This window comes from Nostoc sp. PCC 7107 (assembly GCF_000316625.1).
Lineage (GTDB): Bacteria > Cyanobacteriota > Cyanobacteriia > Cyanobacteriales > Nostocaceae > Nostoc_B.
The window spans coordinates 845,575-860,347 of the sequence record NC_019676.1; the positions used below are offsets into that span (position 1 = coordinate 845,575).

7 protein-coding genes are annotated in these 14,773 nt (G+C 41.9%); 2 read left to right on the forward strand and 5 right to left on the reverse strand.

Going from position 1 to position 14,773, the window contains the following annotated elements; genetic code table 11:
* Positions 1–65: 65 nt before the first annotated feature.
* From NOS7107_RS03590 to NOS7107_RS03610, 5 genes are all read right to left on the reverse strand, one after another.
* On the reverse strand, positions 66–1,433 hold the full coding sequence (locus tag NOS7107_RS03590; RefSeq protein WP_015111626.1) for a polyketide synthase: 1,368 nt from the start codon (positions 1,431–1,433) through the stop codon (positions 66–68).
* 176 nt (positions 1,434–1,609) lie between these two features.
* Positions 1,610–3,340, reverse strand: coding sequence for an SDR family NAD(P)-dependent oxidoreductase (locus NOS7107_RS03595; protein WP_015111627.1), 1,731 nt, complete (start codon positions 3,338–3,340; stop codon positions 1,610–1,612).
* Between the two features lie 134 nt (positions 3,341–3,474).
* Positions 3,475–8,856, reverse strand: coding sequence for a type I polyketide synthase (locus NOS7107_RS03600; RefSeq protein WP_015111628.1), 5,382 nt, complete (start codon positions 8,854–8,856; stop codon positions 3,475–3,477).
* A 366-nt stretch (positions 8,857–9,222) separates the two neighbouring features.
* Positions 9,223–9,501, reverse strand: coding sequence for a hypothetical protein (locus NOS7107_RS03605; RefSeq protein ID WP_015111629.1), 279 nt, complete (start codon positions 9,499–9,501; stop codon positions 9,223–9,225).
* 749 nt (positions 9,502–10,250) lie between these two features.
* Positions 10,251–11,591: a ParB N-terminal domain-containing protein gene (locus NOS7107_RS03610; RefSeq protein WP_015111630.1), complete on the reverse strand. Its 1,341-nt coding sequence runs from the start codon at positions 11,589–11,591 to the stop codon at positions 10,251–10,253.
* 691 nt (positions 11,592–12,282) lie between these two features.
* Here NOS7107_RS03610 and NOS7107_RS03615 point away from each other — a divergent pair.
* Both NOS7107_RS03615 and devC read left to right on the forward strand, forming a co-directional pair.
* Complete coding sequence (locus tag NOS7107_RS03615; RefSeq protein ID WP_015111631.1) at positions 12,283–13,488, forward strand: ABC exporter membrane fusion protein; 1,206 nt, start codon at positions 12,283–12,285, stop codon at positions 13,486–13,488.
* 69 nt (positions 13,489–13,557) lie between these two features.
* Positions 13,558–14,736 carry an ABC transporter permease DevC gene (devC, locus tag NOS7107_RS03620; protein ID WP_015111632.1) on the forward strand — a complete coding sequence of 393 codons (1,179 nt, stop codon included), beginning with the start codon at positions 13,558–13,560 and terminating at the stop codon, positions 14,734–14,736.
* The last annotated feature ends 37 nt before the right edge of the window (positions 14,737–14,773 follow it).

A 14,773-nucleotide genomic window follows, 5' to 3' on the forward strand; every position in this document is an offset into this window, starting at 1 on the left:
GAGGCGCAGAGAACACAGAGTTAGAGAGAAGAGAGATAACTTTGTAGACTCACGCAAAAATCTCTTTACTTTGTGTCCTTCGCGGTTTTTTCCAAAATAATGTGTGAGTTAGTTCCACCAAAACCAAAGGCACTTAAGGCTACGCGTTTAGTTGAATTATTGTTAGGCCACGGTGTTGTTGTTTTGACAATATTTTTAGGAGAAATAACTGTATTTTCTGCACCGATGGGTTCATCAACATTAATCGTGGGCGGAATTACACCATGATTCATGCTGTAAATTGCTTTAGTTAAGCCGACCATGCCAGCACCTACTAACAAATGTCCGACGTTGGATTTAGCAGAACCTACTAAAGGCGATGCTTGATGTTGTCCAAAAAAGCTTTCTACAGAATTACATTCGGTGGTATCGCCTAAGAGTGTGCCTGTAGCGTGACACTCTAGATAATCAATTTCTTTCGGATTGATTTGCGCTTCTTGATAAGCTCGTTTGTAAGCTAGTGTTTGTCCTTTAACATTGGGACTTAATAAATGTTTGCCTCTACCATCATTAGATAGTCCATTACCGCAAACAGTGGCGAGGATATTATCACCATCTCTGACAGCATCACTATAACGTTTAAGAATTACCATCCCGATACCTTCAGAGGTAATTAAGCCGCGTGATGCTTTATCTAAGGGGCGGCTAATACCGTTTTCTGGATATCCTTGAATACCAGAAAAAAGCATTCTCAAAAATAGAGGATCAGAACAACTAATTGCCCCAGCCAGCATTAAATCTGCTTTGCCTGTTTGTAGGTAATGAGATGCTAGTTTGATGGAGTAAAAGGCAGAGGAACAAGCGGCATCTATACAAAAGTGAGTACCTGATAAAGAGAGAGATTGAGCTATTAGGGCGGCGGGTAAGCCGGAGATCATCGCGTTTTGTGGCGATGGTTTGGTGGTTGGGGAGATGGCAGCTAAATGGAAATCTTGGTCTTGCAGAAGTTCGGCGATCGCACCATCAATTGTGCGCCGATAAATGGGGGATAATAATTGATTGGAAAGTTTTGTCGGTAGGGAGAGTGTTCCTAAAATTACGCCGCATTTGGCGAGGGCTTGTTGATTACCTAAATAGCCACTATTTTGCACTGCTTGTTTTGCTGCATACAGTGACCATTTAAAGGTGTTATCTAAGCTATTTACTAAGTTTGAGGGTAAATTGTATTCGCTGGGGTCGAATTGAAAATTGCGAATAAATCCACCTTGGAGGAAGTAAATTTTTTCCGGTTTGCCTTTAGCTGGGTCGTAAAATATTGTGGGATCTACGCCAATTTCAGCGACGGTAACTTCTGAGGTTGAGCTTTTTTGTTCGGTGATATTCTGCCAAAATTGTTCAGGATTATTAGCGTCGGGAAAAAGGCAAGATATACCGATGATGGCGATTTTTTCCACTGTTGTTGTCCTTGTTGGGGTATATTTTTAGGATTTACGGTGTTCCCCGGAGTGGAAATTAAGAGTTTATTTCACGCAAAGGCGCGGAGAAAGAGATTACTATTGCTATTTTAAACGCAGAGTTACGCTGAGGTAAGCGCAAAGGTGTGAGGAGGGTTATCTGCGTTTATGGGCGGTTATTTATTCATCATTCTCATGGGCCAAATGACTGCTTTGGCTCCGAGGATGCGAGAGTATATTTTACCTTCGCGGTCATGGATGTAATAGTCGGAGGTTACGCCTGTGGCTGTTTTGGCTTTGATTTCACAGGAAACGTAGAAGATTTCATCGCAAGGTAAGGCGAGGAATTGTTCGGAGTGGGTTAGTTGTCCTGGTAAGCAAATTTCTTGATGGAAATGGTTGAGCCATAACCATAAAGGTTGTGTGCTTAAATCGTTGCAGTATGGGTTGTGCCAATTGATCGGAAATTGCCCTTGTGTTTGAGCAGAAATTGAAGCCCAATAGCATTCGGCAGTGATTTTTTCGGGGGTAATGTTGATGACTCTGGTGATTTTTTGAAATGCTGGGCCGTGGAATAATGAGGAGCTATCTTTTTGATAAAAGTCTGTACCTGTGGCGGTGATAATGTTATCTTCGCTGAGGTTTATTGATTCGTAAATCGGGGCTTCTGGCATTGTCCGCACGATTTTAATATTGGCGCGGAAGTGATAATGAGTTTTGCCTTCTGGTGTTTTGCTTAAGATTGTGGTTTGTAATTCGACAAATTCAGATTCACTTTTGGCGAGTTCTTGGATTTCGAGAATGTGTTCGCTGACGTTAGAATTTGCGAAGGTAATTCCTTTGAGGACTTTGAATTCTTTACAACTTAAATAGCGATAACCTGGATGCAATTCTTCACAAGCATTAATCATCCAAGACATGGCGCAGGTTGCTGGTAATACGGGGGAACCAGCGATGACATGATCATATAAGAAGGGGTTTGCTTCTAATACGATGCGGCGACGAATACGGTAGCTTTTGAGTTCTGCATCTAAGGGTGCAGGTGGGCGAATTGTGGGGCTACCGATAACTACTTGTGTGGAGTCATGGTGGGCGGGATGCAGTTCATTGACTAGCATTTGTGCGCCGATATCTACGGGGATGATATCAATTCCGCGTTCAGCGAAGGCTTTTTTGAGTTCTGGTGTCACCATACCGCTATCCCAACCACCCCAGTTGATTGCAACTACGTGACAATTGGGATGGTTTTGTTTGAATAGATGGGCTGATTTGTTGAGTATTTCGTTAGCGATCGCATAATCTGATTGCCCAATGTTGCCGTAAAATCCAGTTACGGAGGAGAACAATACTAACTGTTCTAGTTGGTTGGGGTTAACGCAATTAAGTAGATTTTCTAAGCCTTGAACTTTAGCTGTATAAACTTTTTCAAAGTCTTGGTCGGTTTTCTTTTCGATTAATTTATCGGCTAAGTTACCAGCACCGTGAATAATGCCAGTTATTGCGCCAGTACGTGCAACTGTGGCTGCTAATTTTTGTTGTAATTCAGCAACATTTGTGACATCAGCACTCAGATATTCAACTTTTGCGCCTGTGGCTTGGATTTCTGCTAGTGTCTGTTTAATTTCGCGGCTGGAAGCAATTTTGTTATATATTTTCTGCACACTCATGGGTGTAGGCTTCTCACCTTGAGCGAGGAGATTTTCCATGATGCGTTTTTTTAATGCAGCATCTTCAAAACAATCTTTGGCGAAGTCTGGTTCGTTTTCTAATATTTCGGAACGACCGAGGAGTATAAATGTGCAAGGTTGTTGTTGTGCGAGTTTTTTAACACAGAGGGAGGTGATTCCTTTTGCACCGCCACTGACGAGAAATACTGAGGAAGAACGAACCTGAGTTGCTGTGGTCATATTTATTTTGAAGTTGAGAATTTATTTAAACGTAGACGCGAAGCGGCTTCCCGAAGGGTACCGCCAAGGCGCAGAGGACGCAAAGTAAAAAGAGTTTTTCTGTGCGCTCTTCTTTGCGCCTTTGCGTGAGACTTTTACTTAACTACGGAAGCCTTCAACGTAACCCGTCCTTGAGAACCATAAGCGACTTCATTGATATAAAGATTCGAGTCGCACAGTTCGGCAATAATATGTTCAGCCGACTTTTGCGGATCTATTGCTGGACTCAAATCAATTGAGCGAGCAAATACTTTTGGCCATTCCCATTTCAGGGTTTTGGTGAGTCCGAATAAACCACCTGCGATCGCTCCATAATTGGTGTTATGCTCTAAGCCAAAGGCTCCATCTAAGCGCACTACTGTTAGAAAAGAACTGCGGGTGTAGTTGGCGGTTTCGGTGAGGGGTTTTTTCAGGTGTTTCGCTACAAAGAAGATGTGCTTAACTATCGCTTTGTCCTGTTCTACACCCTGTGGATGGATGTGAATGAAACTGCCAATTGTACCAATATTAGTTGCGATCGCAGATAATTTGTGTTGGAGTAATTCTTCACTCATATCTGCGAGAGTGATGCGTTCTACACCAGCCGTTAAGGGTGCTTGTTGGGCGATGATGGCTTGGGGGAAGCTTAATACTACTACTTTCCAACCGCGTTCAGTCAAAGATTGCGCTACTTGAGAGGTGGTGAGGGAGCCATCATCTGTAATTAAACAAATGTGTCCCTCTGGTAAACTGAACTCTAAGCTGTCAGGTAGGGAGAGGATTTTTAGTTGCGCGGGACGACGCGCAACGTTTTCGATTACTTGGACTGGCTGGAAGCCCCAGTTAGAATCAGGCTTTTTTTTTTCCCCCGCAACTAGGCGTTGCAGATACTCAACTATTTGACCGATGGTTCGCAAGTCACCCAAGTCTTCGACGTTGGGTTTGGGTAGGTTGGGGTACGTTTCTTGCATTGTTCCCAAAATTTCTACCCGTTTGATGGAGTCGATACCTAAGTCGGCTTCCATGTCCATTTCGAGTTCCAGCATCTCGACTGGATAGCCAGTTTTATCGCTGGTAATATTTAGTAGAGTTTGGGCGATGTCTGCGTATTCTGTAGTATCTTCTACTGTTTCTGCAACTGGAGTCTCAGCAATTACTACTGGTTCAGGTGCAGGTGCTACAGGAACTATAGGAACTACGGGTAAGGTAGTAACTGGCATTTCTGGTGCGACTGGTGCGGGTAACACTGCAACTCCGACACTAGGATTTCCCGAAGCATTAGATTGTAGATATGTAATGATGTCGCCGATGCTGCGTTTTTCTGCTAGTTCTTCTAAGTTGGGCTTGGGTAAGTTAGGATACATTTCTTGTAACCCACCCAAGATTTCCACTCGTTTGATGGAGTCAATACCCAAGTCGGCTTCCATGTCCATCTCTAATTCGAGCATTTCCACTGGGTAGCCAGTTTTATCACTGATAATTGCCAGCAGGTTTTTGTCTAAGTCGGAGATATCAACCGCAGGTGTAGCTACGATGGGGGCGCTAATTACCGCTACAGGTTGGGGTGTGGGAATTTGGACTACTGGTGCGGGTGCAACTACTACAGGTTGGGGTGCTGGTGCGACTGGTGTTTCAATTACAGGCGCAGGAGTGAAAGCAACAGGCTGAGGTACGAGTGCAATTGGTGTTTCAATTACAGGTGTAGGTGCAACTGCTACAGGTTGAGGTGCTGGTGCAGCTGGCATTTCAACAGGTTTAGCAGCATAACCGTTACCATTGCCATTTTTCGCTACAGGCTCAACTACTGGAGTTGGTGCAACAATTTTAGTGGTGGGAGGTACTGGTGCATCGCTGACAGGGGTATTGCTTGGTTCAACTGCAACACCACCAGCAATCAACTGTGAATATTGTTGCTGAATAAGATTGAAGAAGTTTTTGGCGTATTCTACCTGTTCCAGAAGATATTGTTCATGGATGCGGAGGGTTTCACCTTGTTGAGAATGAAACTGCATCATGCTGCGTTCGACACCTTCCATCACCACTAGCTTCAGTTGCGCTACCTCTTGGGAAGACTTGGCGTTAGCGAACAAAGCGTTTTGCTGCTGCATCAGTTGGAAGAATGCTTTAGTGTATTCCATCTGATGATTAAGGTACTGACCGTGAGTTTGTAAATTATCAGATTGATTCTTTTGGAATTGGGTCAGCAGGTACTCTAAACTTTCTAGCATTCGCTGGTTGTTCACCAAGTTTTCAGGTGTTGGCATATCAGTTTCCTGGGCTAGTTGATTAGAAAGGATCGCCGGATTCATTTCTGGTTGTGGTTCAGTAATACTTGTTGTGGAAGTAACTTCAGGTGCTGGTTCCGGTTTGATTATTTCTTGAAAATTTACACCTGAATTCTCTAAAACTCTTATCTCTTGGCGGTTCGTTTCAGAAAATTCTGGGGTAGCACTAACAACTGGTGCAGGTGCAGCAGGTAAAGAAACCTTATGTCCACTCTCCAAAGCTTCCTTGAACCCGTTTCTAGTTTTCTCCGAAACGTAGTTGATACCGTTGAGACGCACACTCAAGGTTTTCTTCTTCTCCGCCGGAGGTAGTGCAGGTTGAACTTGATAGGGGTCAAGGTTCTTCAACTGCATCCCGATGACGCGCATTTGTACTGCTGCTTCCCGCAGAGAACGATCGCTATTCTTCTGAGTGCTAGGATTCAAGGCGATGGTAATATGAGGGCGATCGCCTAAAATATCTTTAACTAAGTTAGTCAGAATTCGTTTCGGCCCGAATTCCACAAAGCAAGCACCACCAGCGGCGTAGATATTTTCAATTTCCTGTTTAAACAGCACCGAACTTGCCAGGTGAGTTTCCAGGATGCGCTGCATTCCGGTGGAGTCTTGGGGATAAGGCTTGCCAGTAACATTACTGAAAACTGGAATTTGAGCAGTATTGAATTTAACTGACTTAGTGGCGATCGCAAAAGACTTCTGAGCGAAAGCTATCAGCGAAGTGTGGAAGGCTGCGGAAACTGGTAGCTGTACAGCCGTGTATCCCTGTTCTTGCAAAGCTTGGCGGACTTTGGCGATTTCTGCGGTCGGCCCTGCCAACACTACCTGCGTCGGTGAATTGAAGTTAGCAATGGATACTTGTGGGAACTGCTTCAGTATCGGCTCGATTTTGTTGATGTCTTCTTTGACAGCCAACATTGTACCTGCATCGTGGTCTGGGTCTTCTGGCGCTGCCATTGCTTGACCACGAGATTTCACTAAGAACAAGTAATCTGCTTCACTCAATACACCCGCAGCCCACAATGCTGTTAGTTCGCCAAAGCTGTGTCCGGCAACAAAATCAGATTTGAAACCCGCTTTTTGCAGGATAGAATACAACCCAGCACTGAATACACCAATTGCAGGTTGAGCGTATTCTGTACGTTGCAGTGCGGCAACTTGCGCGTTTTTCTCTGCTTCTTCAAAGGTTGGGCGGGGGAAGACAATTTCTGAGAGTGGTTGCAAGTTGTCTTTGAGTAACAAGCTATCCATGTAACCATGTAACCGCTGCATCTCAGGGAAGTTCATCACCAATTCCCGACCCATTTCTAGGTATTGGGAACCTTGACCAGAGAATAGCGCGACAACTTTACCGCCTAACTCCATCCCGGAAGCGCGGTAGTAAATACCTTGAGGATGTTCCCAAGATGCGGCTGCACCTTTGAGTTTTAGCCAGTCGATGCTAATTTGCAATAACTTGCAAGTTTCTTGTAAATTCTCAGCAACAAACCCAACTCTCGCCGCAGTTTGGGGAATTTCTACTGATTGACTATCTTGTAACAACTGTGCAAAGTGTCTCTCAGCGCCTTCTGATTGCAACTTCCATAAATCTGCTTCGCACTTGCTGAGTAATTGCGCTGGGTTCTCAGCAAACAGCAGAATTTCTTGGGGCGTGCCGTGTATGCGGTAAGGTTGATTTTGTCCGGCCTCGTATTCTTCTAAAACGACGTGGTAGTTTGTCCCACCAAAACCGAAGGAACTCACACCCGCACGTCTTGGCGCGTCGCCTTCCGCACGTATCCAAGGTCTGGTTTCGGTATTCAGATAAAATGCCGAGTTGTTAATGTCGAGTTTGGGGTTCGGCTCAGTAATATTAATAGTTGGCGGTAAAATTTTGTGATGTAGTGCCAAGGCAGTTTTAATTAAACTTGCCGCACCCGCAGCCGCTTTGGTGTGTCCAATTTGGGATTTCACACTACCTAAAGCGATGTGCTGTTTTTTCTGGTCGTGTACCCCAAAAAAGTCTCTTAAAGAACCGAATTCTGTGGGGTCGCCAGCCATTGTACCCGTACCGTGGGCTTCCATCAGACCAACGGTAGCCGGAGAGAAACCAGCATCTTCATAAGCGCGGCGCAAGGCGGTTACTTGACCTTCTTTGCGAGGTGCATAAATACTCTTGTAGCGACCATCGCTAGAAGTACCAATACCTTTAATTACGGCATAGATTTTATCGTTGTCTCGTTCAGCATCTTCTAGACGCTTGAGAACAATCATCCCAATACCTTCACCCAACATCATCCCATCAGACTTAGCATCAAAGGGTTTAACGCTTTCGCTAGGAGAAACCGCCGGGGTTTTGCTGAAGGAGATGTAAGCCATGATGGTGTTGTCGGTATCCACACCACCAGTCAGCATCATGTCGGCGCGATGTTCGATGAGTTCGCTAATAGCGAGTTTTAAAGCACCAAAGGAACTAGCGCAAGCCGCATCAACTACACAGTTGATTCCGCCAAAGTTCAAGCGGTTAGCAATGCGTCCAGCCACGACGTTAGCCAGCATACCGGGGAAGGCGTTTTCATCCCACTTAACGTAAGCACTTTTGATTTTGTCAACGATTTTTTTGGTGTCTTCGTCAGAAAGACCACTGCTTTTAAGAACCTTTTCCCAAATAGGATATTCCAACCGTGCAGCTAGTGGCATTCCCAATTGTTTAGCCATCGCCACACCGAGAACTACGCCGATAGTTTCGCGGCTAAACTCACGAGATTCACCATAACCAGCATCTTCCATTGCTTCTTTAGCAATGACCAAACTTAATAGCTGGGAAACATCAGTTACTTCTAAAATGCTGGGCGGAATCCCAAATTCCATTGGGTTAAAATCAACTTCTGGAATAAAGCCGCCGCGTTTACAGTATGTTTTATCTTCTGGGGTTCTGGGGTTAGGGTCGTAGTAATCTTCTACGCTCCAGTGAGAGGAAGGTACATCAGTAATACAATCGATTTTGTTAATGATATTTTGCCAATATTCCCGCAAGTTTCTGGCTTTAGCAAATAGCGAAGCCATACCAACAATGGCTATAGGGTTTTGTTGCAGTTGTCTGTTAATTTTGTTAATCGACATTGGTTTATCTGTCGTCATTTTTTTTTCCTCTATAAACCTAATCAAAGTCTTTTCACAACTGTTGATCTGGGCTTCTAACTCCGCCAAGGCAGTATCAATTGAATAAGCAGACATAGGACATAGACAGTTTTAAATTACTGTGGATGCTGAAGCTACAGTAGTCTTTGTTACCCATCAAAAAAATCTGTCTGTTGTGATCAGCAACTAGCTATCCTATGTGTGAAGGCTAAATGCTTTTTTCCTAACAAACACTACACAATACAAATGAAGGTGAAGAATCATAGCAGCAGGCAGAAGGCAGGAGGTAAAAGTTTGATTATTCCTGGTATTCAAGCTTTCAAAATTTCCTAACATATCTGACTGCCGCTAGAAGTAGGTGAGTAGAAATGTCATTTGTCCTTTGTAAAGTTTATAGACATAACCTAGTGACATTTATTCGCACCACCAGAATGAAGCCTTTCATACTTCATAATTCATACTTCACACTTCACACTTTTCTTGATATTGTGGTAGCAAGTCAATAACGTTGTTGAAACTGGTAAAATAATCTTGAAGCGCATTAGCGGCTTGACCAGTGAATTCAAGCCATTCGTAATGGTAGAAGTTTTGTGTGATTGTATCTAACTGGAACACTGGAAACTTAGGAGTAGCTATGAGGACAGAAACGCTTTTTTCTCCCAAGCTCGTTTGATTATCTAGCTTAACAGCAGCAACGTAGCTGGTATTAATGACAACGTTCTGTATCTTGATAAATGCCATAGCCAGTTTCAACGTCCAGGATAATATATTGTACGAAATTCGACCCAGAAAAGCTGACAAGTTCGTTACCGAAAGAACATCACCTCTACTTTGAATTTCATAGCGACTTGACAAAAATACTCAATATTTACAAGTGATGGTGATGCGACTTTGTATAGTAGGTTTCTCATCTTCAAGGGCGATAAATGTGTTCTGTTTCCGTTCCGCTTTGAAGAGGTGAATTAATAAAAAGAATAGCACACTTCACACAAACTAAATCATTTCTTCAAGGGATTTTAAGAAAAAAATCTGGCTTTTGGCTGATGTCAATGTTAAACAAAATGTGGCATACAAGTATATTTAGTAACTCACATTTAGTAATTGATAATTTGTGCGATCGCACTGCCTATTCCAGTCACAGCTTAATTTATCAGCCATTCTTCACATCAAGGTACTCAGTGGAAAATAATTGCATAAATACATCAGCATATATCTTGTTATTTCAACAGAACATCATAATCTGAGCTAACTTTTTGATGAATTTTAAAAATACGGCATAAACTAACACCAAAAAGTTATTAATCAAGCAAAGATTAAATCTTTGAAAAGTACAGAATAAACAATCTTTTGATGACATTTCATCGATTGTCAACATTTAAAGGCTTGCAATGAATATCTGCCAAAAATGTTACATAAAAAGAGGCATTCATATTCCCGACTTCTTTAAGAGGTTGGGGTATAACTGCTCATAAATAATGTGATTGATGAGATTAAACACTCAGCATTTTTTTCGCTGGCTTGCTAGTCCATTGCTGCCAACGCATTACGCCCCGACTAACTAATTGTGGAGTTTCATCACCAATAAAACAGATGCGTCCCAATCTTTCGCACGCAATCAATATTTCACCATGCCCCATAAACGGAGCAATGACAAAATTATTTGGACTGGTGTAGAAATTGATTAAGTAATTCACAATACCTTCAACACCTTCAATGTGAATTGGTGATTGTGGTTTAGCAATTAAATGATGAGAAAAAATGCCTATGTAAAGGTTATTTACTAACAACTCATATTGAAACGGCATTTTGTTATTTTTGTAAAAATCATAAATTTGCCCTTCAGAACGGAGGACAGCCACAACTCTAGCTTCGTCTACTAAATAATTATGTTGCCATGTAGAGGAGACAGTAGCGATCGCCAGTGCTGCATCTGAAGGTAACAGATTGCGAAACTGTGAAGTGTAAGTATCGCCACAATAGACCAAATGTCTCCCCAGCATCCATTCTTCTCCAAGTTTGATCACAGGTTCTAAATTAGCTTTTGGTTGTTCAATTACTTGTTCTACTTGGCGTTGCACTTTTTTTAGTGCCAATTTTGCTTCTCTCTCCGCCATAGCACTTTTAAAAGCTAATATCTGTAACTCTTTTTGCTTTCTTGTGGCTTCTGCAATTAATTGATTTTGCTGGGCTGTAGTTTGTTTATCTCCCTGCTGTTGGGCTAACTCCAAAGCCTTCTGTGCAGTTTCGGCTAAGGCACGCTCTTCACTTCCAGCCCTGGCGATTTTTAGTAGTATTGTGGGGCTATCCGCCAGGGGTGTACCCTTTATTATCTGTTTGACATCTGGATGAATACTTTTAGCAATTTGTTTCCCATGCTGAAAAGTCCGTTCAGAGTAACCCACTTCCTTCGCTAACTCGATAGTTCTTTTAGGAGGTGGTGAAATCATTTCACCAGCTTTGAAAGTATGCTGGTTATCTCCCGGTTTCGCCCGCAGTCCCATACGTTCTAAAATCTGGTCGCGTTCTAACCACAGTTCCGAACGTTCTAAGGGTTCTAGCTCATTGCGAATCAAGTTTTCGTCAATTTCCGCCAACCGCGCTTGATCAGAGTCTTGATAGGTGACAACATTGCATTCAATGGCTTCCAATCCCAAAAGCTTACAGGCTGTCAGGCGATGTAGCCCCGCAATTAAAGTCAAATTCTGATCTACTGTGATGGGGTTTAATAAGCCGTTTGCTTTAATTGAGTCTTTTAACTCATTAACTTTATTCGCGTTCACAGGACGGCGGTTAGAACCTATATGAATTTGATTTACAGAAATTGCAGGCATAATTACTGTTTTTATATAACTTCAGTTAAAACACCCAAGATAACACGCAAAATCAAGATGAAACATTTTAGTTAGTGAGTTAAAACTGCAAGTTTTGTTCCTGAATTAGCTGAAAAGTATTGAATATTACAGAATTGAAGTTACAGGTGACAGAATAAATATTTTGTTATCCATTTACTTTATAAGTTAGTTTAAACAGAGAGTTTGGCTTTAAACGTACATCGAAAGTATTGCAGATTACACATTTTGAGTAACAAAAAATATCATCTTGATTACTGTTACTTGTAACCTCTTACCTGTTTCCTACTTGACGGTCATTAAAAGCTAACTTAAGCCATGTCAATCGGTTGACAAGATTAAAGTGCTTTGCAATAATTGGACACAGTTTGTCCAGTTTTCCTAAACGCTTCATTTGAGGAAATTTAAATTTTTTGGTTAGCACTATCGTATTTTAGAATACTGGATTTGATGAGAAATTAGGATAAAACTGAGAAAGATTTAGAGTCACGCCCGCTGTAATTTCTCCGCAAAGTTAGTAATTCATAGTAGTGTAAAGGCGTACAAAAATTTACAGAAAACTAACTAGTAACAGGCTGACGTATTATCTTTCAAGCTTCAGCCTTGATGATGCGATCGCTGAAATTATAGCCATTTAGTCTCTTTTCTGGCATAGCACAATTGGAATAAAAATATGGCACTCAGAAAATACAGCCAGTTGTTTACAAAACCCCTAAGTCGATGGCAAATAATGTTAGCAGCTTCTATCACTATCGCTGCTGCTGGGCTAGGAACTTTTTACAGTGTTGCACCAAAATTTTCTCGTGTTCCAGTCCAAACAACTCAAGCAACCCCACCAAAACCTGTTCCAGTTAAACTTGCAATCACGGCTTTAGGACGTTTGCAGCCAGAAGGTAAAGTTACTTATTTATCTGCGCCGAATTCCATCAATGGTGTGCGTGTTGAAAAACTGTTGGTGAAGGAAGGAGATGAAGTTAAAGCAGGGCAAGTATTGGCGTATTTAGAAGATTATGCTCGTGCTACAGCAGCATTGCAACAGTCTTTAGATAAATTGCAAGTTGCCAAAGCTAAATTAGCACAGGTAAAAGCTGGTGCTAAATCTGGAGATATCAACGCGCAAAAAGCAACCATTGCGAATTTAGCGTCTCAATTAAAAGGAGAAGTTGCGACTCAGCAGGCAACAATTAACCGCATTCAAGCGGAAGTAGATAACGCTCAAACCGAGAACGATCGCTATCAGAAATTATACAAACAAGGTGCGATCGCCGCTTCTATTGCCGATAGTAAAGCTTTACAACTTAAGACTACACAAGAACAACTCACAGAAGCCCAGGCTGCTCTAACTCGTACACAAAACACCCTCAAAGACCAACAAACAGAAGCTAAAGCTAGACTCAACAGTATCAGTGAAGTACGTTCTGTCGATGTTGATGCAGCCCAAACTGAAGTGAAAAGTGCTGTCACAGCAATTAAACAAGCTAAAGCTGACCAAGACTTAACTTACATCAAAGCTCCCATTGACGGTAAAATCCTCAAAATTCACGCAAAAACTGGTGAAGTTATCAACACCGCAGGTTTTGCAGAAATCGGTAAGATATCGCAAATGTATGTAGTTGCAGAAGTATATCAAACCGATATTCAAAAAGTACGTGTGGGCCAAAAAGCCAGCATTAGCAGTGCTGCATTTGCGGGAAAATTACAGGGAACTGTCAAAGAAATTGGTTGGCAAGTTGATAAACAAAGCATCTTTAGCCTTAACCCCAGATCTGATACAGACCGAAGAATTATTGAAGTAAAAATATCCATCGATAACCCCGCAGACAGTCAAAGAGTAGCGCGTTTGACTAACTTGCAAGTGGATGTCGCTATTCAAATATAGTCAAGAGTCAAAAGTCAAAACAAAAAATGACCAATGACAAATCACAAATGACAAATCACAAATGAATCCATGAATTTTAAGATTCCTTTAGCGTGGCTACAGTTAGTCCAACAAAAGATTCGTTTTGTTGTTGCTGTAGCTGGGATTGCTTTTATTGTGCTGTTGATGTTTGTCCAGCTAGGTTTTCAAGATGCACTATATTCTAGCGCTACCGCAGTGCATCAAGGCTTACGCGGAGATTTATTTTTAGTTAGTTCACAATATAAGTCTTTGACATCTAGTCAAAGCTTTTCTCGAACTCGATTGTATCAATCTTTGGGGTTTGAAGGCGTTGAATCTGTTAGCCCCATGTATTTGCAATTTGCCAAGTTAAAAAACCCTGCTACTGGCGAGAAATATTCCATATATGTGATTGGCTTTGACCCAGGAAATCCTGTGATGAATATCCCAGAGATTGAGCAAAATTTGGACAAACTTAAAATTCCTGATGTCATGTTATTTGACCGGAATTCTCGACCAGAGTTTGGGCCAATTGCTGCCAAATTTGACCAGGGAGATACTGAACAGACAATTGAAATCTTTCCTTTTGATGGCCCCATTGGCTATAACGTGCGAGTAGGTGGATTATTTAGCTTAGGCCCTTCCTTTGGTGTAGATGGTAACTTAATTGTCAGTGACTCAACTTTTCTGCGGATAAATCCAAATACTCGCCCAGCAGAAAAAATCGACATAGGTGTGATTACCTTGAAGCCTAATGCTGATAAAGAAAAAGTTTTAGAAAATTTGCAAGCCAATTTACCTAATGATGTTTTGGTATTTACGCGTCAAGGCTTTATCAATTTTGAGAAACAATATTGGGCTGACCGAACACCAATTGGTTTCATTCTGAACTTAATGTTGACGATGGCTTCTGTTGTCGGTGTAGTAATTGTTTACCAAATTCTCTACAGTAACATTGCAACGCAATTTATTGCGTATGCGACTTTAAAAGCCATTGGCTATCCAAATTCTTATTTGTTAAATGTCGTCTTTCAACAAGCTTTAATCTTGGCAATTGCTTCATATATACCAGGGTTCTTGACTTCTATAATTTTGTATGACTTTGCAATGGAATCTACAAAATTACCCATTATGATGACAGCAAATAATGCTCTGATTGTGTTTATCTCAGCAGTTTTAATGTGCATTACTTCTGGCGCACTTGCTATCAATAAATTACGTTCTGCTGACCCAGCAGATATTTTCTAAAAAGTGCGAAGTATAAAGCATGAAATAACGTTCATAT